The organism is Flavobacterium sp. (genome assembly GCF_027483985.1).
Classification (GTDB): Bacteria; Bacteroidota; Bacteroidia; order Flavobacteriales; family Flavobacteriaceae; genus Flavobacterium.
This window is the reverse complement of sequence record NZ_JAIXTJ010000025.1, coordinates 40,255-63,486: the sequence shown is the minus strand read 5'-3', so window position 1 is coordinate 63,486 and position 23,232 is coordinate 40,255. Positions and strand designations below refer to the sequence as shown.

Below are 23,232 nucleotides of genomic sequence, written 5' to 3'. Positions count from 1 at the left end.
TCGAAGTAAAAAGTATAAGCTTTGATGTTGTAAAGATATTAAAAGTTTTCAGTTTTCAGATTTTGCTATAAAAAAAGAGTTACGAAAACGTTTTTTTGTTGATAAGTAATTTAAAGTGTAGATTCTCTTTCTACTAATTCGGTTTCTATGACTTCGGTTTTGTATTGTTCTTCGTAATCTTCCTCTTCAATTTCAAGTTTTTCGAGAAGCATTCTTGCTGCTTTTTCACCCATTTTCGCACCATTTTGGCTAACGGTAGTTATAGATGGCGATGAATATTTAGATATAATACCATCTGTAAAACCTATAATTGAGATGTCTTTTGGTACTGACTTTCCTAATCTTGCTGCAACTTTTATTGCAGTAACTGCAAAAATTTCGTTTACTGCAAAAATTGCTTCAAGGTCATTATTGTTTATTAAAGCTTCAATTTGATTTTCAAAGTTATCAGTGTCTTCAATTTTTATTATTATGTTTTCATCAATTTTAATATCGTTGGTTTTCAATGCTTTGATGTAACCTTCTGTCCTTAATTTTCCTACACTAACATAATCTACTGTTGTTAGCAAGGCAATTTTTTTAAATCCTTTATCGATAAGGAATTGAGTAGCATTAAAAGCGGCTAAATTATCGTCAATAATTACTTTATCGCATAAAATATCGTTTGTAATTCTGTCAAACATTACAACGGGCATTCCTTGATTGATAACTTCCGTAATATGATGAAAATCTCTTTTTTGTTGGGTTTCTTTTGATAAAGACATGATGAATCCGTCAATGCTTCCGTTGGCTAACATTTCCATATTAATGACTTCCTTATCAAATGATTCATCGGATAAACAAACAATTACATTATAGCCATTTTCATTAGCAACATGTTCAACACCGCTAATTACGGTAGCAAAAAAATGATGAATGACTTCCGGAATAATGATGCATATTGTCTTGGACTTTCTGTTTTTTAAACTAAGTGCAATATTATTTGGTTTATAGTTGTATAGTTTAGCAAACGCTTGTACTTTTTGACGAGTATCTTCGCTAATTTCACTGCTATCTCTCAAAGATTTAGATACTGTAGAAATAGAAACATCTAATTCTTTTGCAATTTGTTTTAAAGTGACTTTTCTTCTCATTTTTTGGTTTATAAGTTGATTGTAAAACTAATTTTTCAAAATTAAAAAATGTTTAATTCTTAACAGAAAATTAATTTCTGAATAAAGATAGGTTTTATTTTTTTAATTGTGAATTTTACCTTTATTTTTCTGAATATTTGAGAAAGTTTTCAACACGAAAACGTTTTCGGTACTATATAATAGTAGTCTCATTTTTTTATCTGAAAATTTATTATAAATTTAACATTCGAAGTTAAAGTATAAGCTAAAAAACAAATTTATTAACCTAAACAAAATGTATGAAAACAATTTATAAAAAGTTGTTATTTTTATTGCTAATGCTCCCATTTAGTGTTTTGGCTCAAACCACGGTGGACGGAGTTGTAGTTGATTCAAAATCAAATCAACCGATTCCAGGAGTTAACGTAATTATTCAAGGTACTCAAACGGGTACATCAACCGATTTTGACGGAAAATTTAAATTAACTAAAGTAAAAAATGGAGACAAATTAGTGTTCTCTTTTATTGGTTATAAGAACGCTACCGTCGCGTATCAAGGTCAAAAATCATTAGCAGTTTCTTTAGAAGAAGAAGCCAATGTTTTACAAGAAGTTGTAGTTCAAGTTGGTTATGGTTCTGTTAAGAAAAAAGATGCAACAGGTGCTGTAGATTTATTGACTACAAAAGATTTCAATAAAGGTTTTAATTCTAACACAGAGTCGTTGTTAAATGGTCGTGTTGCGGGTGTAGTTGTTACTCAAGGTGGTCGTCCTGGAGATGGTGCTGCGATTAGAATTCGTGGTGGAGCTTCATTGCAAGCTTCTAACGATCCGTTGATTGTATTAGATGGATTGCCAATCGATGGGAATTTACAAACGATTAATCCTAATGATATTGAGAATATATCTATTTTAAAAGATGCTTCTGCTACTGCCATTTATGGTAATAGAGGTTCTAACGGTGTTATTTTAGTTACTACTAAAAAAGGTGCTAAAGGTGCACTAAAAGTTTCTGTAGGAACAACATTTACAGTTAATACTTTAGCGGACAAAATAAATACTACTTCTGCTGCAGACTTTAAAAGTTTTTTAACAAATCCTGCAAATATCGCTCAGTATAATATTGCGCCTTCAAGACTTGCAAGACTAGGAAATTCTAACACTGATTGGCAAGAGGAAATTTTCTCAAATTCAGTATCAATTGATAATAATGTAGGATTAAGAGGTGCTTTATTCGGAAAATTGCCAACATCATTCACATATGGTCATACTTATATTCCAGGTATTTTAGAAACTTCTAAGTTCGATAGAACAACTGCTTCTTTAAGATTAAATCCATCTTTATTCAAAGACCATTTAAAAATTGCTATTAATGGAAACTTCTCTGTTATTAAGGAGCGTTTTGCTGACGAAGGTGCTATAAGTAGTGCTATTAATTTTGATCCAACACAACCAGTGAATATTAACAGCCAACAATTTGGAGGTTATTTTGAGTGGTTAGATGGTTCTAATAATCCAAATTTTTTAGCTGCTGACAACCCAGTTGCTGCACTTCAACAAAGAAATAATCAAACAAAAAGATATCGTTACTATGGAAATGTTCAGTTGGATTATAAATTACACTTCCTACCAGAATTAAAATTCACTGTTTTAGCAGGTCTTGATAGAGAACAATCTCAAGGTAGAAATGACTTAAGTAATCGTAGTATCAACGGCTTTTTCAACGGAACAAATAATTTAGGAAGATATAGTGAGTTTTGGGGTAATAGAACAAATACAGCTCTTGATGCTTATGTAAACTATACAAAATCTTTTGGTAAATTAAATGTAGATGTAACTGCAGGACATACTTATTATGAAAGAAATCGTGTTGATTATAATTCAGGAGAATTAAGAAATCCTGCGAACGTAATTAATTCACAAAATACTTTTACAAGTCCTGTAAGTAAATTAGAGTCTTATTTTGGTAGAGCTAATCTTGGCTTTGCTGATAAATACTTATTGACGTTAAATTTAAGAAACGATATCACTAATAATTTCTTTGAAGATGTAAGATCTGGAATTTTTCCAGGAGCTGCATTTGCTTGGAATATATCTAATGAAAGCTTTTTAAAAGAAAGTAAATCAGTTACTAACTTAAAATTAAGATTAGGTTGGGGAATCACTGGTCAACAAGAATTGTCTACTAGTTTTTCTTATATACCTCAGTATGTTACAGGAAATCAACAAGCTCAATATCAATTTGGAAATACTTTTGTAACAACTGTAAGACCTTCATTTTATTCTAATACAATTAAGTGGGAAGAAACTACAACATACAATGCCGGTTTAGATTTCGAATTGTTTAAAAAAGTTAAAGGTACATTAGATGTGTATCAAAAAGAAACTGAAGATTTATTAGCTTTTGTAGCTTACCCTGACGGTGCCAATTTAACTAACAACGGACCAAGAAATTTCGGAAACTTAGAAGTAAAAGGTGTTGAACTTGGATTAAATTTTGATGTGTTAAAATCTACAGATTTAAATTGGAATATTAATTTTAATGCAAATTATCAAGATAGAAAAATTACGGCAACTGCTATCGATGGTACGGAAGCACCTGGTTTCTTAACAGGAGGAATCAGAGGTGGTGTTGGAAATAATATTCAAATCAACTCAACAGGTTATGCGCCAAATGCGTTTTATGTATATGAGCAAGTTTATGGTACAAACGGAAAACCTTTAGAAGGTGTTTACGTTGATAGAAATGGTGATGGATTGATAACTCCAAAAGATATGTACCAGTACAAACAACCATATGCTGATTTCACATTTGGTTTAATGTCTACATTTAATTACAAGAAATGGGATATGTCAATGTCGTGGAGAGCAAGTTTAGGAAACTATATCTATGATAATAATGGTTCTTCATATGGTTATTTAGATAATTCTATAAACCAAATTACACCGTTAAATAATATAAACCCATCTTTCTTCGAATCAGGTTTTGTTAACGAAGGTAATAATAGATTTTTCTCAGATTACTATGTGAGAGATGCTTCGTTTATTAAGTTAGATAACATCAGCTTTGGATACAATTTTGCAGAACCATTTGGAAATGCTACTACTGCTAGACTAAGTTTTGGTGTACAAAATGCACTTATTATTTCAAAATATAAAGGATTAGATCCTGAAATTTTATCTGGAATTGATCAAACGATTTACCCAAGAGCAAGAATGTTTGTACTTGGCTGTAATGTAAATTTTTAAAAAAAAAGTTATGAAAAAAAGTAGAATTATTAAAATGTTAGTTCTTTCAGTAGTGACCATTTTATCAATGACGTCATGTACTAAAGAGCTAGATAAAATCGAGATTGATGAAGATATCTATTCATCAGAAGTATTTTATCAAGATGAGGCTTCTTACAAGCAGTTTCTAGCAAAACTTTATGCTGGGTTAGCTGTTTCAGGGCAACAAGGTCCAGCAGGAAATTCTGATATCGCTGGAATTGATGAAGGTTTCGGACAATATTTGAGAGCTTACTGGGTAATGAATGAAATTACTACTGACGAAGCAATTATTGCTTGGGCAGATGGAAACTTACCTTCTTTAAACAACCACACGTGGGCATCAAATAATGAGTTCATTTATGCAATGTTTTCTCGTTGTATGTATCAAGTATCATTATGTAATGAGTATTTAAGACAAACTACAAATGATAAATTAAATTCTAGAAATGTTACTGCAGCTACAAGAGCTCAGATTGTAAGCTATAGAGCTGAAGCACGTTTTTTGAGAGCTTTTTCTTATTGGCATTTGATGGATATGTTTGGAAATGTTCCATTCACAACAGAAAACGATACTGTTGGTTTTAGTTTTCCGCAACAAAGAAGTAGATCATTCATTTTTGATTTTATCATAAGTGAATTGAATGCTATTGATGCTGATTTGTTAGCTTCAGGTTCTAATGAATTTGGTAGAGTTGATAAAATTGCTGCTAAAATGTTATTATCTAAAGTTTATTTAAATGCGCAGGTGTACATCAATCAAAACAAATATGCAGAAGCTGCAGCGGCGTTAGCTCCGGTATTAAGTTCAACGTATTCAATTAATACAAGTTCAAGCTACGGAAAAGTATTTATGGCTGATAACGATAGTAATGGTTCGCAAACTGAAATGATCTTTCCAATAAGATATAACGGTTTAAATACACAAACTTATGGAGGAACAACTTTCTTAACACATGCTGCGATTGGAGGTTCAATGAATCCATCTAATTATGGTGTTAATGGTGGTTGGTTTGGTTTAAGAACTAGACAAGAGTTTGTTAATAAATTTGCTGGTGATCCAAGAGGTATGTTCTATACATCAGGACAAACATTGTCAATTGGTAATATCGGTAACTTTGGCGATGGATATGCTGTTGAAAAATATAAAAATATCAAGTCAACTGGTGGTGCTGGATCTGATGTGTCTGGTAACTTTGTAGATATCGATTTTCCAGTATTTAGATTAGCTGACGCGTATTTAATGTATGCAGAATTAGCGGCAAGAGGACAAGGTAGTACTAGTCAAGCTGCAAGTTATGTAAATACACTAAGAACTAGGGCAGGTGCTACCGCGGTTACAGCTGGTGATATTACACTTGACTTTGTTCTTGACGAAAGAGCTCGAGAATTATACTGGGAAGGTCATAGAAGACAAGATTTGATCCGTTTTGGCAAATACACAGGAAGTACTTACAACTGGCAGTGGAAAGGTGCAGTTCAATCAGGAACTACTATTGATGATAAATATAAAATTTTCCCAATACCAGCAACTGCAATTGGTTCAAACCCTACATTACAACAAAATCCTGGTTATTAATAATAAAATTATCCTCGGAATCGATTTATCTTTTCCGAGGTGTTTAATATAAAAAATTATGAAAAAAATATTTTTAAGTTTAATGTTATTAGCAGGAACACTTACCTCAATTGTATCCTGTAGTGATGAAAAATTAGACCCTACAGCTACTTCAAGCGCAATTAATTTGTCATCTCCAACTGGTGGTTCGTTTGTATTAACAGGTTCAACAGCAGGAACAAATGCTTTTACAGCTAAATGGACTCCAGCTGATTTTGGATTCTCTTCTTCTGTTACTTATTCTCTTCAAGCAGTAAAGAGTACAGAAAGTTTTTCAAATACATCTAGCTCGATAGTTTTGGGTACGATGAGTTCTAACGAAGGAATTAATGAAAAATCAGTTACTCAGAGAGTTTTGAATAACTTACTTTTAAGTGCTGGTGGTTCAATTGGAACTTCTGGGTCATTTAAGTTAAGAGTTATCGGAAAACCTTCCACGCAATTAGCATCATCTACTAATGGTGTTGCAGCTATTTCTAATGAAGTATCTATTTCAGCTACTCCTTATGACACTTTTGATGAATTTCAAAAATTATACCTTCCAGGAAGTTATGGCGGAGCAAGTACATTTGCTGATTGGTCAGGTGCTGGTAATTCAGCAACAATTTATTCATCAGGAAATGATGGTAAATATGAAGGTTTCGTATGGATGAATGTTGCTAATCCAGAGTTTAAGTTCAATTCAGACCCAACTTGGTCAGGAAATGATAAAGGTGAGAGTAGTGCAGATGGTTCTTTTACTGGTAATTTAGGTGGAAGCAATATCAAGCCAGCAGAAGGCGCAGGAACGTATTTCTTTACAGTAAATTGGCCAGCACAAACTTATACAATGGGTAAAAGGCAAGTTGCAATTATTGGTGCTGCAACGCCAAATGGTTGGGGAAATCCAACTTATATGACGTTTGATACTAACCCAGCGTCTCCTTATTTCAGAATGTATACTATTGATTTAGCGCTTACTAATGACGAATTTTTAATTCGTTTGAAAGATGATTGGTCTGTTAAAATGGGAACAACTTCTGGAAATACAGAGAACACTACAACTGGAGGTCAGTATAAAATTAAATTAAATGGTGGAAACATGAAAGTTCCAGCAGCAGGAAATTATAAAGTTGTTTTAGATATCAGAAATTCTGCAAACTACAATATAAGGTTAATGCCTAATTAATACAACCAATATGGCACATTCTCGATTTATTAAGTTAATTCGAGAATGTGCTTTTTTATTCAAATCTATGCTATGAAAAGAATTTTATTATTATGCATGCTTTTTCCTTTTGTTGTTTTTTCTCAACAACAAACAGTGACTTACACAATTTCACCTACAGTTTTTGAAGAAAATCAAGCTATAACCATTACTTTTAATGGCAATAGTATAAATGAATCAACTTGGGGTGTAACCAATAATGCTCTTTATCTTTGGGCTTGGAGTTTTGATATTAGTGATGCTAACATTCAAGATTGTCCTACAAATGGTACATGGACTAGTTCAAGTGAAACTAATAGATTGACTTACAATGCTGGTAATGATACTTATACAATTACACTAACTCCAAATACTTTTTATAACAGAACTGGTATTGGTAGAATAGGTTTTTTAATAAAAGCTAAAGATGGCAGTAGCGATAAAAAATCACAAGATATTACGTCAGAAGTTGGAGCATTCCAAATGAACTTAATTAGTCCGACCGAAAACAGTAATACCATTGTTAATTCAGGCTCCAATGTTAGTATTGTTGCTTCTAACACTGGCGGAAATGCTACTTACACTGTTACTGCTAATGGGGTTCCAATTTCATGTTCAACTGCGCCTACATCATTTTTTACTTGTGGTGACACCAATGTAACTACAAATAAAGTATATGTTATCTCAGCAACTTTAGGAACTACAACCGTAACAAAACGGTTTACAGTAATTGTTAATCCAGGAACTATTAATGCTCCGATGGATCCAAGTTTGGTAGATGGAATAAATTATGATCCTGCCGATCCAACTAAAGCAATTTTGGTGTTAAATGCGCCATTTAAGGATTTTGTTTATGTTGCTGGTAGTTTTAATAACTGGTCTCCAACTACTTCATCTGCTATGCGAAAAGACGCAACTACAGGAAAGTTTTGGTTGCAACTTAATGGTTTAACTCCTAATCAGATATATGCCTATCAATATTGGGTATGTGACAATACTAATAGACCTGCTAATTCACCTGCTATAGTAAAAACAGCCGACCCTTTTTCTAAACTTGTACTTTCTCCTTATGATGATCCAGAAATTATAGCTTTGGGCGTATATCCTGGTTTACCAGTATATGCAACTATTGCACCGGGACAAGAAAGAGAAGTTACTGTTTTGCAAACTGGCCCAAATGCATTTTATAATTATAATTGGAGTGCCGCTACAACAAACTTTGTTAAACCTAAAAAGAAAGATTTGGTTGTATATGAAGCTCTTGTAAGAGATTTTGATTCAAATAGAACTTATCAAAATTTAATTAATAAGATTGATTATTTTAAAAATCTTAAAGTTAATGCAATACAATTAATGCCAGTAATGGAATTTGAAGGTAATGAAAGTTGGGGTTATAACACGGTTTTTCATATGGCATTAGACAAGCGTTATGGTCCGCCATCTAAGTTAAAAGAATTTATAGATTTATGTCATCAAAATGGGATAGCAGTGATTTTAGATATCGCACTAAATCATGTTTTTGGTCGTTCTCCACTTGAAAGAATGTGGATGCTTGATTCAGATAATGATGGTTGGTCTAATGGAACAGGTTTTAAAGTTTCTAGTGAAAATCCTTATTGTAATCAAGACGCAATGCATTCTTATAATGTTGGTTCTGATTTAAATCATTTTAGAGAGCCAGATAACTTGACTAACACTTATTCGGTTGCAACTATAAAACATTGGATTGAAGAATACAAAATTGATGGATTCCGTTGGGATTTAACGAAAGGTTTTACACAACAATGTCCTCCTAACGTTGCAGGAGGTCAAGAAACTTGCACCAATGGATACCGTTCAGATAGAGTTGCAAAGCTTAAATGGTATGCTGATAGACAATGGGAAATTGATCCCAACTTTTTAATTATATTCGAACACCTAGGCAACGGCGGATCATATAATGAGGAAGTGGAATGGGCAAATTACCTTCGTTCAGGTGATACAAAAGGAATTATGCAATGGCGAAAAATGACTGATCCGTATGCTAATTTAGTAAAAGGGAATTTTGCAGATATTTCAGGAATAGCAGATGCCACTGATCGATTTATTGGTTATGCAGAAAGTCATGATGAAGAGCGAGTTGCCTATAAAGCCCTAAATGAAGCAGGACAAACTCAAGGTAATTTAAATAAAGTGCTTCAAAGGTTGCCAGCAATGGGAGCAGTGCACCTATTAGTTCCTGGTCCAAAAATGATTTGGCACTTTGGTGAATTAGGTTGGAATAGTTCATTATGGACATGTAATAATGGAGCAGTTTCTTTTTCGAATCCTGATTGTAAATTAGATACTAAGCCACAGCCTCAATGGACTGGAAATTGGTTAACTGATACCAACAGAAGCGCAATTTATAATAGTTGGGCTAAAATGATTGATATGAAGAAAACAGAAAATGTTTTTGAAAACGGAACATATGCATGGAATATTGGAAATACCGGTCGTCCAAGATTAGATGTTTGGACAAGTACTTCTCAAACTTCTGCTTTGAGTTATGTTTTTGTATTGACTAATTTTTCAGATGCTACCTATAATGTTGCAGGTGGTTTTCCATACACTGGAACTTGGGCTAATCTTATGGATAATACAACGTTCACCGTTTCTAATGTTAATATGAACATTAGTATCGAACCAGGAGGTTATCGAGTTTTTGGTAATAGAGCTCTTCTTAATAATGATACGTTTGATGCTTTAGATTTTGTTGCATTGTCACCTAATCCAGCTTCAACTTATTTTACTATTAATACTTTAGTAGAAAAAGTTCAAATTTATTCTATAACAGGTCAATTAGTGAAATCTTTTTCAAGTACAACAGTTAACGATACTTTTCCAATTGATGATTTGACTAAAGGTGTTTATATTGTTAAAGTTGCTGATGTCAATAATCGCGAAAAAACATTAAGATTAATTAAAGAATAATTTTGTTGAGTTAGTTTAAAATAGAATTTTCTAAAAGACCCTTCATAATTTTGAAGGGTCTTTTTTATGCTATAACTTTGCCCCAAAATCAATTCTTTTTTAATGAGGAAAATTCTAATAAAATCGCTCAAAATTTTTGCTGTTTCAATACTAGCAGTGCTATTAGCAATGTTGCTTTTTCCTATACTTTTTCCTGGTAAAATTGAAAAAGAAATAAAAAGCTTTGCAAACCAAAATTTAAATGGTGAATTGAATTTTAAAGAAGCTAATCTGTCTTTTTTTAACCATTTTCCATCGCTAACCTTATCATTAAATGAGTTTTCCCTAAAAGGATCAGAACCCTTTAAAAACGATACGCTGGTTGCCGCCAATGAAATCGCTTTTGGAATCAACCTTAAAGATTTATTGTTTGATAAAAAAGTGACTATTGATGAAATTTATCTTTCAGAAGCATTTATGAATGTAAAAGTCAATAAAAATGGTGAAGCAAACTATAATGTCTATGTTTCTGATAAGAAAAAGGTTTCTAAAGATACTTCATCAACAGCAATTCGTTTAGATAAAATTGAAATAAAAAACAGTCATTTAGTTTATGATGATAAGTCGACTAAAATTTTAATTAACGCCAAAGGATTCAATTATTTTGGGAAAGGCGATTTAGATAAAGCAATTTTTGATTTAAAAACTGAGGCAAAAATTGATGATTTCAACTTTACTTTTAATGAAGAATCTTATTTAAAGAATAAAAAAGTAAATGCTGATTTAATTACAAAAATCAATACCACATCACTTTCATTTCTTTTTCAAGAAAATAATCTTAAAGTCAATAAACTTCCCATTGAGTTTGTTGGTAAGTTAGATTTTCTCAAAAATGGCTATGCTTTAGATTTTAAAATCGAATCACAAAATAGTAAATTAAACGACTTTTTTACAGCATTACCACCAAGTTATGTTACGTGGTTAGAAAAAACAAAAGTAAAAGGAACAGCAGATTTACTGCTAACCTTAAAAGGTAAATACATAGCTTCATCCAACCAAAAACCTGATTTGGCTTTCAATATGAAAATTCGAGAAGGCGAAATTAATCACAAAGAAGCACCTATTCCAGCAACAAATATATTCTTAAATTTTGACACAAAACTACCTTCTTTAAACACTGAAAAGTTGCGTGTAAATATTGATTCAATCTATTTTAATGTAGGTAAGGATTATGTGAAAGCTATTATAAAATCAAATGGTTTGTCTAAGCCTAACATAGATGCAACGATAAAAACACAAATAAATTTAGCAGAATTAGATAAAGCTCTTGGAATACAAAATATGGATTTAAAAGGGCAATTAAATTTAGATGTTAAATCAAAAGGTGTTTTTGACACTAAAAATAAAATTGTTCCTGTAACCAAAGGAAACATTTTATTCAAAAACGGCTATATCAAAACTGATTATTATCCAAATGCAATTACCAACATTATGCTCTCTGCAAATGTTTTAGATAATACGGGTTTGTTAAAAGATTTAAAAGTTGACATAAAACCAGCTTCTTTTACTTTTGAAGGAAAACCTGTTTATGTAGCTGCGAGTCTTGAAAATTTAGAAAATGTAAAATATGATATTAAAGCAAAAGGCGAACTCGATTTAGCTAAGATCTACAAAGTATTTTCTAAAAAAGGGTTGGATTTAAAAGGATTTATAAAAGCTGATGTCGCTTTGAAAGGTACTCAAGCCGATGCTGTAGCTGGTAATTACAAAAATCTTGATAACAAAGGAACATTGCTGTTGAGAAATATTAAAACCACTTCGGAATACTTGCCTAAGCCATTTGTTATCAAAGAAGGTGTTTTTACATTCAAACAAGATAAAATGAATTTTAAAGACTTTAAGGCAGTTTATGGTCAATCCGATTTTAAAATGGACGGCTATATGCAAAACGTAATTGATTTTGTTTTATCTCCAAAAGGTGTTTTGAAAGGAAGTTTTAACGTAAACGCCAACTATATTAACGTAGATGAGTTTATGTCTAATTCAGTCAAAAATGGTACTCAAAATCAAACTTCGGTTGAAGTTCAAAAAGGAGTAGTTGTAATTCCGCCAAATTTAAATTTACAATTCAATTGTAATGCTCTTAAAGTTGATTTTGAAGAGCTAAAAATACAAAACCTAAAAGGTAACGTGACCATTAATGAAGGGAAACTGCAATTAAAGAAATCTGGATTTGATATCATTGGTTCCAATATTAATATGAATATTGTTTATGGCAACGAATCAACTAGTAAAGCATTTTTTGAGATTGAAGTAGCTGCTAAAGAATTTGATGTTAAACGTGCTTATAATGAAGTAAAAATGTTCAGAGAAATGGCCTCGGCTGCCGAAAACGCAGAGGGAATTATTTCACTCGATTATAAAGTTAAAGGCAAATTAAATGATTTAATGCAGCCAATTTATCCGTCTTTAGTTGGAGGTGGAATACTTTCGGTAAAAGATGTAAAAATGAAAGGATTCAAAATGTTCAACGCAGTGAGTAAAAGAACCGGAAAAGATCGAATAAAAAATCCGAATTTGACAAAAGTTGATATTAAAACAACTATTAAGAACAACATCATCACTTTGGAACGATTCAAATTCAAAGTAGCCGGTTTCAGACCAAGAATCGAAGGGACAACAAGTTTTGACGGAAAATTAAATTTCAAAATGCGATTAGGTTTGCCTCCGTTGGGAATTATCGGAATACCATTAACCATCACAGGAACTCAAGACAATCCTAAAGTTAAATTGGGTAGAAAAGGAGAGGATATCGAGGAAACGGAATATAAAGAAACAACTCCATAAAATTTTCAGACTAATAAGATGAACGCATTAAATTTTATTGATGCGTTTTTTTTATAAATTTTTTAAAAACAAAAAACCCGAATATTGCTATTCGGGTTTCGTGGTACCTCCAGGGATCGAACCAGGGACACATGGATTTTCAGTCCATTGCTCTACCATCTGAGCTAAGGTACCTTTACAATTTTTAGCAGAACTGCTATCTGATTGCGGGTGCAAATATAGAACGATTTTTAATTTATCCAAAACAATTTTTAAAAAAAATCTATTTGTAACTTTGCAGCTCTAAACTTAAAATTATGCATTTAGTCATTGATGTCGGTAATACACAAATCAAAGCAGCTGTATTTGAACATAATACACTTTTAAAAAAAGAAATTATAGGCTATGATAATTGGAAAGATGACTTAAAAAAAATAATAAACTTTTTTCAAAAAATCGATTTTTTAGTGGTTTCATCGGTGGGAAAACTAGAAAAAGAAGACTTTTTATCTTTTAATCCTGACTTAAAAGTATATTTTATTTCAAGAGATATAAATTTTCCGTTCAACAACCTTTATGCTTCGCCAGCAACATTAGGAATTGATAGAATGGTTTTGGCAGCTGGAGCAGTATTGCAATTTCCAAATAAAAACAGACTAATAATTGATGCTGGAACCTGCATTACGTATGATTTTGTAGATTCAAACGATAATTATCTTGGAGGAGCAATTGCACCCGGAATACGCTTGCGTTATGAATCACTTCACAACTACACTGCAAAATTGCCTTTGTTAAAAAAAGAAAGTCCTACAAATATTATCGGAAACTCAACTATTCAATCCATTCATTCAGGTGTTATTAACGGAGTTTCATTTGAAATAGATGGTTTTGTCAACTCCTTTTTGAATGAAAATGATAACTTTATCATAATTTTAACTGGTGGAGACACAGATTTTTTGGCTGAACGATTAAAAAATACCATATTTGCCAATCCAAATTTTCTTTTAGAAAGTTTGAACCAAACTTTTCAATACAATAACAATGATTAAAAAAATTATAGTAAGCCTTTGTTTACTTTTTTCGCTAGTTTCATTTGCTCAAGAAGGAACCTCTTCACCATATTCTTTTTACGGAATTGGCGATGTTAGATTTAGAGGTACAATAGAAAACCGCTCGATGGCAGGATTATCAGTTTTGCCTGATAGTATTCATATCAATCTTCAAAATCCAGCAATGTACTCTAGTTTGAAATATACTTCTTTTGCTGTTGGTGGAACTTTTTCTGCAAACCGTTTGAAAACAAATGCTAAAGAAGAAAAAGCACAACGTACAACACTTGACTATTTGGCTATTGCTATTCCATTAAAAAAAGTGGGATTTGGTTTCGGATTGATTCCGTATTCGTCAGTAGGTTATAATATCAGAAATTCTGTTTTGACGAATGGAAATCAAAATAGAACTGACAATTTTTACAACGGTTCTGGTGGTTTGAATAAGGTTTTCTTTGGTTTTGGATACCAAATTGCAAAGAATTTTAGCTTTGGTGCCGATGTACAATACAATTTTGGTAAAATTGATACCAGAAGTTTATCTACTCAATTTACATTAAATGCAGATAACGTTTTTGAACAAGTACAATACAGTACGAGAGAAACTAATTCTTCAACTGCAAGCGGCGTTAATTTTAACACTGGACTTTCTTATTCAACCAAATTATACAAAAATATATCACTTTATTCTAGTGTGACCTATACTCCAGAAGCGACTATTACGTTTAGTAATGAACGCTTTATTGCAATTGTTCAATCTGTTGATGGCATTGCTGAGGCAATTGTAGGTGATGAAGAAAAGATTAATGTTGCTGATACAAAATTAAAATTGCCTTCTAAATTTACTTTTGGCGCGGGTATTGGAGATATTAAAAAGTGGATTATTGGTTCGGAAATTACTTTTCAAGGAAGTAGTAATTTTGGTAACAGATTTAATGATATTGATAACGTTACTTTCGAAAATGCAACCAAAATTAGTGTAGGTGGATTTTATATTCCAAACTATAAATCATTTTCCAATTATTTTGAGCGAGTAGTCTATCGCGGTGGATTTAGATTTGAAAATACAGGTTTAGTTATCAACAATCAAGCTATTGAAGATGCGGCTGCAACCTTGGGTTTAGGCTTGCCTTTAAGAGGAGCATTCTCTAATATTAATGTAGGTGTAGAAGTAGGAAATAGAGGTACTCAAAAAGGTGGTTTGGTTAGAGAACACTACATGAATTTCAGTGTAGGGTTATCTCTTAACGACAGATGGTTTCAAAAAAGAAAATACAATTAATGTAAAATTTCAATTAGCATGATACGTACTTTTAATATTCTTTTATTAATTTTTGCATTGCAATGGAGTAATGCTCAAGAAACGAATTGTGCTTCAAAAGAAAATACATTAGAACAATATCTAAAAGAAAAAGAATACACTAAGGCTAACGAAATCTTTAATGATATCAAAATGAATTGCCTTGCTCAAAGTGAAAAATCATTGCAATTGGGTTTGCAGTTGCAACAATACAACATCGAGATTGCTCCGAAAGAAAATAAGGAAAAAGAAGTTCGAGAAATCTTAGGGCTTTTCAAATTATACGACAAATCATTTCCAAACAATACCAATGGAAACTTTGAAAAAAGTGCAATGGCTTTATATTTGAATAAAGTTGGTACCAATGATGAAGTATATGCATTGCTAGATAAAGCATTTGAATTTCAGAAAAAATCATTCCAAAATCCCGAAGCTATTTATGCGTACCTTTATTTGTTTATTGAAAAATACAAAGCAGATAAAAAAACAAATACGGTAGATGCAATTTTAAACAAATATGTAGAAGTTACTTCTTTGCTAGAGGTTAACAAAGAAATTGTTCCAGAAAACATAGAAATCTATGACCGAGTTCTTGTAACAATGGAGTCGTTAATGAAAGATTATTTAGTTCCTGACGCTGTAATCGCTAACGCTAAAAATAACTTTCAAAATAAAAAATCGGATGTATTGTGGTTGCAAGCTATGGCTAATATTTTGGCTGCAAAAGCTAAAAATGCTCCAATATTTGAAACCGTTGCCATTGAATTAAATACAATTAAACCTTCTTCAAAGTCGGCTTACTATTTGGCTATTTTCAATCTTAATACTGCAAAGCAAGATCAAGCAATAACTTTTTTTTCAGAATCAGTTAAACTGGAAAAAAATCCAATGGTAAAAGCACAAACGGCTTATACAATTGCGTCGATTCTTTCAATAACTGATAAAGAAAAGTCTAAAGAAATGGTGCTTACTGCGATCAATAGCAATCCAACTAACGGAAAATATTATATTTTTTTAGCTAATTTATATGCTGATGGCGTTGCCGATTGTGCTACAACAGATTTTGAAAGAAATGCAATCTACAAGTTGGCTTCAGAAACAGTTTTAAAATCATTCGTTGTTGAACCTCTTTTGAAAGGAACAGCCGAACAATTGTCAAAATCTTATTTACAAAAAGTTGTTGCTACCAAAGGCAAATCTAAGCCGGTTAAACTTGGCTGCTGGATTAATCAAACAGTTACTTTTTAATGCAATTAATTACGAAAAAATATTTAGTACTATTCTCAACAGCAATTGCGGTTGTGCTGCTTTTTGGATGCGAAAGTAATTTCAAAGAAGTACAAAAATCTAATTTTGCAGAGTTTACCCCAAGCGGAGAAGCTGATTCAATTAACATAAAATATACGGATTCGGGTAGAATAAAATCTATTCTTATTAGTGATAAAATGTTAGATTATGCAACGGTAGACTTTCCTTTTACAGAATTTCCAAAAGGTGTAAATGTAACTTTATACGACGAAAACGGAAAACGTACTTACGTTACTTCTAAATATGCTGTTACTTTTAAAAACACTGATTTAATTGACTTGCAAGGAAATGTAAAGATTACCAATGAAACTGGTCAACTCTTCGAAACGGAGCAGTTGTATTTTGACCAAAAAAACGAATGGTTTTATACCGAAAAAAGATATAAATTTACCGATCCAAAAGGTGTTTCCTTCGGAGAAGGCGTAGATTTTAGTAAAGATTTTAAAATAATTAACTCTCAAAGTATTTCTGGAGAAGTTGAAAACAATAATTAAAAATGAATTACCTTAAAATAACAAAATACATTTATTTGCTAATCGGATTTGTAATGGTTTTTGACGCTGTTTCTAACTGGAATAACAATCCAAAACCTTGGTTAAGTGTTGTTCTTGCCGGATTAGCTTTTTTTACTTTTTTCTTTAGAAGTCGTTTTGCAAAGAAATTTGAAGACCGAAGAAATCAGAATAAACCAAATAATCCTTAATGGAAATTACAGTAATCATACTGTGTTTGTTGCTGTCTGCTTTTTTCTCTGGAATGGAAATTGCTTATATTTCGTCCAATAAAATATACCTCGAGATTGAGAAAAAGCAAGATACTTTCTTGTCTAAAATATTAACTAAGATTACCGAAAAACCTTCTAAATTTATTGCCACAATGCTGGTTGGAAACAACATAGCTATTGTTGTTTATGGGTTTTTTATGGGAGATTTATTAATGAATTGGATTAATTCATTTGGATTTCAATTATCTGAATTTTCTAATGTTTTACTCCAAACGATTATTTCTACTTTAATTATCTTAATTACCTCTGAGTTCTTGCCCAAAGTTTTTTTTCAAATCTATTCTAATAGTTTGATGAAATTTTTTGCCGTTCCAACTTATGTTTTTTACATCTTTTTCAATTACATCTCAACTTTTATCATTTGGATATCCGATATTATTCTAAAAAAATTCTTCAAAACCGAAGGCGATTACGTTCCTTCATTTTTTAGTAAAGTTGAATTAGGAAATTATATTAATGAGCAAATGAGTGCTGTTGGCGATAATGAAGATGTTGATTCTGAAATTCAAATTTTCCAAAACGCATTAGAATTTTCTGGAGTAAAAGCTAGAGATATTATGACACCAAGAACCGAACTGGTTGCCATAGATATTTATGATTCCGTTTCAGAATTGAAAACCTTATTTATTGAAACAGGATATTCTAAAATTTTAGTTTATCAAAATTCTTTAGATGATATTATTGGTTATGTGCATTCGTTTGAATTGTTTAAAAAACCGAGAAGTATAAAGTCGGTTATGATTCCCGTTGAATATGTTCCTGAAACTATTTTTATCAAAGATGGTTTGAATTTATTGACTAAAAAAAGAAAAAGTGTAGCCGTAATCCTCGATGAATATGGTGGCACCGCTGGAATTATGACTGTTGAAGATATTATTGAAGAACTTTTTGGAGAAATTGAAGATGAGCACGATAGCGATGAAGAGTTAGTTGAACAACAACTTGATGAAACATCTTATCTTTTTTCTGCGCGTTTAGATGTCGAGTATCTAAACCAAGAATATAAACTTAATATTCCAGAAAATGATTCCTATGGAACACTCGGTGGATTTATTGTAAATTTTTCAAAAGAAATTCCGCAAAAAGGAAATCAAATTACAATTGATAACTTTCATTTTGTAATTGAAGAGGCAACAAATACGAAAATTGAAGTAGTAAAAATGACTATTTCCTTATAAGAATAAAAAAAATTCACATTTTAATGTAAATTATAGCATATCAACTATAATTATTTCATAGATAATTGTATTTTCGCAAACTGAATTAAAAAATTAACATAAATAAAAATGGCAGTTTTACAAAAAATTAGAAAGCGCTCAGGATTACTATTAATAGTTATTGGTCTTGCTTTGTTAGCATTTGTTATTCAAGATTTGTTTTCAAATGGAATGAAAAGTCAATCACGTGATGTAGGAAGCGTTAATGGAAAAGACATTGCTTTTGAAGACTTTAGAATTAAAGTTGCAAATACTGAAAAGAATGGTCAAAACGGACAACCTATAACTCAAACTCAAGCTGCTAATCAAGTTTGGGAACAAGAAGTTGCAATTGCGTTAATCAGCGATCAATTTGAAAAAGCGGGTATTCGTGTAGGCGATAACCATATTGTTGACTTTTTCAAAAAGGATCCAAATATTGGACAAAATCCGATGTTTTTAAATCAATTAGGAAAATTTGATTTGGCTAAATTTAAAGATTATTTTAAATCTAATCCAGAGCAAGCTGAAATGATTAAAGCAAGAGAAAAAGATGCTGATATCAATTCTAAATTTCAAATCTACAGCACAATGATCAAAGCAGGAATGTATACTACAACTGCTGATGGTAAATTTAAATATGAATTAGAAGCTAACAAAGTTAACTTTGATTATGTTTCTGTTTTATATTCTACTGTAAAAGATAGTGATGTTAAAGTTACTGATGAAGATATTTTAGATTACATGAATAAAAACAAAAAACGTTTCAAATCAGAGGAAACTCGTGAAATTGAATACGTGGTAATCGAAGACAAACCATCTGTTAAAGATGAAGAAGAAATGAAAGCTAAGATCAATGGACTTTTAACAGGAAGCGTTGTTTATAATAAAGAAACAGGTAAAAATGATACTTTGCCAAGTTTTAGAAATGCTACAAATGTTGCAGACTTTGTTGGTGCTAATTCAGACAAACCATATGATTCTACTTTTGTAACAAAACAAAACTTGCCAGCAGAGCACGCAGACAAATTATTTGCATTGCCAGCAGGTGAAATCTACGGTCCATATATCAACCAAAACTACTACTGTCTATCTAAAGTTCTAGGTAAAAAAGTAGGTGATCAAGTTAAATCTAGTCATATTCTTATTAGTTGGGTTGGAGCTGAAAGAGCAGCACCAAAAGAAAAAAGAACTAAAGAAGAAGCTAAAGTAAAAGCTGATGCATTATTAGCTCAAGTACAAGCTAATCCTTCAATGTTTCAAATGATGGCCTTAACTAATTCAGAAGATCCATCAGTTCAACAAAATGGTGGTGATATGGGATTCATTTCTAGAGAAACTGGTTTTGCTAAAGGTTATAAAGATTTTGTTTTCAACAACCCAGTTGGAAAAATTGGAATCGCTGAAACTGAATTTGGTTACCATATTATAAACGTTACTGATAAGCAAGATGCTATTCGTTTAGCAACTGTGGCTCAAAAAATCGAACCATCAGAGCAAACAACAAACGATGCTTACACAAAAGCAACGCAATTTGAAATGGATGCTAACGGAAAAGACTTTGCTGCTGCTGCAAAAGCTGCTAAACTTACCGTTAATCCAGCAATCAAAGCTAAACCAATGGATGAAGCATTTGGTGTTGCAGGAAACCAAAGACAAATTGTTAAATGGGCTTATAGCGATGATACTAATGTTGGTGATGTAAAAAGATTTGAAATTGTAAATGTTGGAAACATCATTGCAAGATTGAAGAAAGTAAACAAAGAAGGTTTAATGACGGTTGAAGATGCTAAACCAATGGTGGAAACTATCATCAAAAATAAAAAGAAAGCTGAAAAAATCATTGCTAAAATCAAAGGTACTTCTCTTGATGCAATTGCTAAAGCTAACGGAACTACGGTTCAAAATGCGCCAAGTGCATCAGTTGATAATGCAGTTTTAGCTAATGTTGGTTTAGAGCCTAAAGTTGTTGGAACAGCATTTGGTTCTCCAGCAAACAAAGTTTCTGCGCCAATTGAAGGTAATTCAGGAGTTTATGTTATTCAAACTAAATCGGTTGCTAAAGCACCTAAATTACCAAAGTATGATGACTATGTAAACCGATTAAAAGCTAATGCAGGTCAAGCAGCAGGAAGAGTTTTCCCAGCGTTGAAAAACGATGCTAAAATCGAAGATAACAGATTAGAATTCTACTAGTAGATTCAAAATTAAATCATAAAAAAATCCCGTTTAGTTTTAACTTAACGGGATTTTTTATTTTTTTATAATATCATTTCTTCATATGGTATCACTATCGGATAACCTTTTTTATTAAAATATTCAGTGGGATTTTCTTTAGAAATCGCCATAACAAAATCGCCACCCCAAGCACCAAGACTTTTTATTACACCATTGAAATCTGTAAATAGTGCTTCTTGCACTGTTTGTAATTCTAAAACACTACTCATTTCTATCTCGTGCTGCTGTAATGCTTTGGCAAATTCTTTAGGTTCGGTTGCTTTAATTACAGTTTTAGTAATAGTATCAATAACTGAAATTGTCTTTTCAATAGTAGCTTGTTTGTCTAAATAAGCTGCAATTGCCAATTTGCTACTTTGCTTTTTGTTTAGATAGATGAAATGTATTTTATCTTTAAAATCAGGATTAAAGGTGATTTGTTCAACCACAGGCTTTTCATCTACTAATTGATATAAAATAGCCGAATCATTTTGCGCACAAGCCAAATCATAACCACTTCCACCAAAACTTTGTTTTAATAATTGGTAAGCATCAATCTGTAACCATTGTGCAATGTTGTTAATTAATGTTGATGATGTACCCAAGCCCCAAAATTTTGGAAAAGTTAATGTCGTGGTGATGGTATAACCTTTAGATTGTGATAAAAATTCTGAATTCATCACATAGGCTTGATGTAAAATTTCAATCAAAGTGTTTTTGATAGCATTTGAGGCATCAAAACGTTCCTTCGTTTTAATTGATTCAAACGATAACGTGGTTTCAAACCAAATGCTTCCATCGTGATCGAAACTTTTCCAATGAATTTCATTGTTTTCTGATGGTTCAATAATTAAACTTTGACCAAATTTTGTTGGTAATGCCAATGCTTTAGCACCATCGAGAACTACGTACTCACCTGTTATTAATAATTTTCCGTTGCTGTAGAATTCTTTTTTCATTTATGCTGAACTTTTTTACACTGAATTTATTTCAGGGTTTCAGTAACTATTTTCTTAGATTTTCAATAAATTCAACCACTGCAGCGTGAGATATCGTATTGTTTTCGAAGTGCTTTTTAATTATCGTTCGTTCTTCTTCAGTGGTCTGAAATTGGTTTAAAATATTATTTATGTGCATTTTCATATGACCTTCTTGAATTCCAGTAGTAGTTAATGAACGTAGCGCAGCAAAATTTTGAGCCAAACCTGTAGCCGCTACAATTTGCATTAATTGATGAGAAGAAGGTTTGCCAAGAATTTCCAGCGCCATTTTAACCAATGGATGTAATGAAGTTAATCCGCCAACAGTTCCCAAAGCTAAAGGAACATCCATCCAAAAAGAAAAAACTCCACTTTCAATTTTGGCGTGAGATAAACTTGAATACGTTCCGTTTTTTGAGGCATAAGCGTGCACTCCAGCTTCTACTGCACGAAAATCATTTCCTGTAGCCAAAACTACAGCATCAATGCCATTCATAATTCCTTTGTTGTGAGTAACTGCGCGGTAAGGTTCTACTTCAGCAATAGTAACAGCTTGAACAAATTTTTCTGCAAATTCTTGTGGGTTAGTGATGTTTTTTTCAGCTAATTCCTCAACTTTACAAGAAACTTCAACGCGCACAATGCAATTTGGAACATAATTTGAAAGAATACTCATCACAACCTGAATGTTTTTTTCATCTTCTGAAAAATCCGAGAAATTTTTAGCTTCTTCTTTTAGTGTTTTGGCAAACTGTTCTAAACACGAATTAATAAAGTTGGCACCCATCGAATCTTTGGTTTCAAATGTTGCATGCAATTGAAAATAATTTTCCAATTCATTAGTCTTGTTGCGAAGTTCTATATCTAAAATTCCGCCACCGCGTTTTTGCATATTTTTAGTAATGCTTTCGGTATCTGAGAACAATTTTGATTTCGTGGTATCAAAAAAGCGTTCCAATTTTTGAACATCTCCTTTATAAATAAAATGAACTTGGCCAATTTTTTCAGAATTTAAAACAGTAGCCTTAAATCCGCCACGTGTACTCCAGAATTTTGCTGATTTAGAAGCTGCTGCCACTACCGAACTTTCTTCAACAACCATTGGAACCGAATAATACGTTCCGTTGATTAAAAAGTTGGGAGCAATTCCCATCGGTAAATAAAAATTTGTGATGGTGTTTTCAATGAATTCATCGTGCAATTGTTGCAACTTTAAATCCGAATTCCAATATTGTTTTATTATTTGTATAGCATCCAATGGATTTGTAAAGTATTCATTTGCAATCCAATTGATTTTGTCCTCTTTTGAAAGTTTTGAAAATCCAGCAACAGCGTTATTCATAGTAAAATAATTATATCGTATTTTCAGCAAAGATACGCTTTAGAATTAATTCTTATATTTTGTTTTTAGGGAATTTAAAAATACCAAAAATTGCATTTAACATAAAAATATGCCTTT

The 23,232-nt window shown here is 31.9% G+C and carries 15 protein-coding genes and 1 tRNA gene; 12 read left to right on the top strand and 4 right to left on the bottom strand.

The window, feature by feature from the left end; genetic code table 11:
* Positions 1 to 110: 110 nt before the first annotated feature.
* On the bottom strand, positions 111 to 1,133 hold the full coding sequence (locus tag Q0050_RS07530) for a LacI family DNA-binding transcriptional regulator (RefSeq protein ID WP_298393855.1): 1,023 nt from the start codon (positions 1,131 to 1,133) through the stop codon (positions 111 to 113).
* 278 nt (positions 1,134 to 1,411) lie between these two features.
* Between Q0050_RS07530 and Q0050_RS07525 the strand changes: the two genes are divergently transcribed.
* From Q0050_RS07525 to Q0050_RS07505, 5 genes are all read left to right on the top strand, one after another.
* Positions 1,412 to 4,360: a SusC/RagA family TonB-linked outer membrane protein gene (locus Q0050_RS07525; RefSeq protein ID WP_298393852.1), complete on the top strand. Its 2,949-nt coding sequence runs from the start codon at positions 1,412 to 1,414 to the stop codon at positions 4,358 to 4,360.
* A 10-nt stretch (positions 4,361 to 4,370) separates the two neighbouring features.
* The gene (locus Q0050_RS07520; protein WP_298393850.1) at positions 4,371 to 5,957 is read left to right on the top strand and encodes a RagB/SusD family nutrient uptake outer membrane protein; all 1,587 of its coding nucleotides are present in this window, start codon (positions 4,371 to 4,373) and stop codon (positions 5,955 to 5,957) included.
* Positions 5,958 to 6,015: 58 nt separating this feature from the next.
* Positions 6,016 to 7,164, top strand: a complete 1,149-nt coding sequence (locus tag Q0050_RS07515; protein ID WP_298393848.1) for a SusE domain-containing protein — start codon at positions 6,016 to 6,018, stop codon at positions 7,162 to 7,164.
* A gap of 72 nt (positions 7,165 to 7,236) precedes the next feature.
* Entirely contained in the window at positions 7,237 to 10,134 is a 2,898-nt protein-coding gene (locus tag Q0050_RS07510; protein WP_298393846.1) for an alpha-amylase family glycosyl hydrolase, read from the top strand.
* Between the two features lie 102 nt (positions 10,135 to 10,236).
* Entirely contained in the window at positions 10,237 to 12,960 is a 2,724-nt protein-coding gene (locus tag Q0050_RS07505; RefSeq protein WP_298393844.1) for an AsmA-like C-terminal region-containing protein, read from the top strand.
* Between the two features lie 101 nt (positions 12,961 to 13,061).
* Here Q0050_RS07505 and Q0050_RS07500 read toward each other — a convergent pair.
* A tRNA-Phe gene (locus Q0050_RS07500) sits at positions 13,062 to 13,134 on the bottom strand.
* Between the two features lie 122 nt (positions 13,135 to 13,256).
* On the opposite strand from Q0050_RS07500, the gene Q0050_RS07495 reads away from it, so the two are divergent.
* The 7 genes from Q0050_RS07495 to Q0050_RS07465 all read left to right on the top strand — a co-directional run bounded on the left by Q0050_RS07495 (position 13,257) and on the right by Q0050_RS07465 (position 20,772).
* Positions 13,257 to 13,988: a type III pantothenate kinase gene (locus tag Q0050_RS07495; RefSeq protein WP_298393842.1), complete on the top strand. Its 732-nt coding sequence runs from the start codon at positions 13,257 to 13,259 to the stop codon at positions 13,986 to 13,988.
* Entirely contained in the window at positions 13,981 to 15,270 is a 1,290-nt protein-coding gene (locus tag Q0050_RS07490; protein ID WP_298393840.1) for a hypothetical protein, read from the top strand. Before Q0050_RS07495 ends, Q0050_RS07490 begins: the two co-directional genes overlap by 8 nt.
* 18 nt (positions 15,271 to 15,288) lie before the next feature.
* On the top strand, positions 15,289 to 16,536 hold the full coding sequence (locus tag Q0050_RS07485; RefSeq protein ID WP_298393838.1) for a hypothetical protein: 1,248 nt from the start codon (positions 15,289 to 15,291) through the stop codon (positions 16,534 to 16,536).
* Positions 16,536 to 17,090, top strand: a complete 555-nt coding sequence (lptC, locus tag Q0050_RS07480; RefSeq protein WP_298393837.1) for an LPS export ABC transporter periplasmic protein LptC — start codon at positions 16,536 to 16,538, stop codon at positions 17,088 to 17,090. Before Q0050_RS07485 ends, lptC begins: the two co-directional genes overlap by 1 nt.
* Positions 17,091 to 17,092: 2 nt before the next feature.
* Positions 17,093 to 17,299 (top strand): hypothetical protein, encoded by a 207-nt coding sequence (locus Q0050_RS07475; RefSeq protein WP_298393835.1) that lies wholly within the window; start codon positions 17,093 to 17,095, stop codon positions 17,297 to 17,299.
* A complete protein-coding gene (locus Q0050_RS07470; protein ID WP_298393834.1) occupies positions 17,299 to 18,558 on the top strand; it encodes a hemolysin family protein in 1,260 nt (419 codons plus the stop codon). Before Q0050_RS07475 ends, Q0050_RS07470 begins: the two co-directional genes overlap by 1 nt.
* A 108-nt stretch (positions 18,559 to 18,666) precedes the next feature.
* On the top strand, positions 18,667 to 20,772 hold the full coding sequence (locus Q0050_RS07465) for a peptidylprolyl isomerase (RefSeq protein WP_298393832.1): 2,106 nt from the start codon (positions 18,667 to 18,669) through the stop codon (positions 20,770 to 20,772).
* Positions 20,773 to 20,837: 65 nt separating this feature from the next.
* On the opposite strand, the gene Q0050_RS07460 is transcribed toward Q0050_RS07465, so the two are convergent.
* Both Q0050_RS07460 and Q0050_RS07455 read right to left on the bottom strand, forming a co-directional pair.
* On the bottom strand, positions 20,838 to 21,752 hold the full coding sequence (locus Q0050_RS07460; RefSeq protein WP_298393830.1) for a GYDIA family GHMP kinase: 915 nt from the start codon (positions 21,750 to 21,752) through the stop codon (positions 20,838 to 20,840).
* A gap of 46 nt (positions 21,753 to 21,798) precedes the next feature.
* The gene (locus Q0050_RS07455; RefSeq protein ID WP_298393828.1) at positions 21,799 to 23,115 is read right to left on the bottom strand and encodes a hydroxymethylglutaryl-CoA reductase, degradative; all 1,317 of its coding nucleotides are present in this window, start codon (positions 23,113 to 23,115) and stop codon (positions 21,799 to 21,801) included.
* Between the last annotated feature and the right edge of the window lie 117 nt (positions 23,116 to 23,232).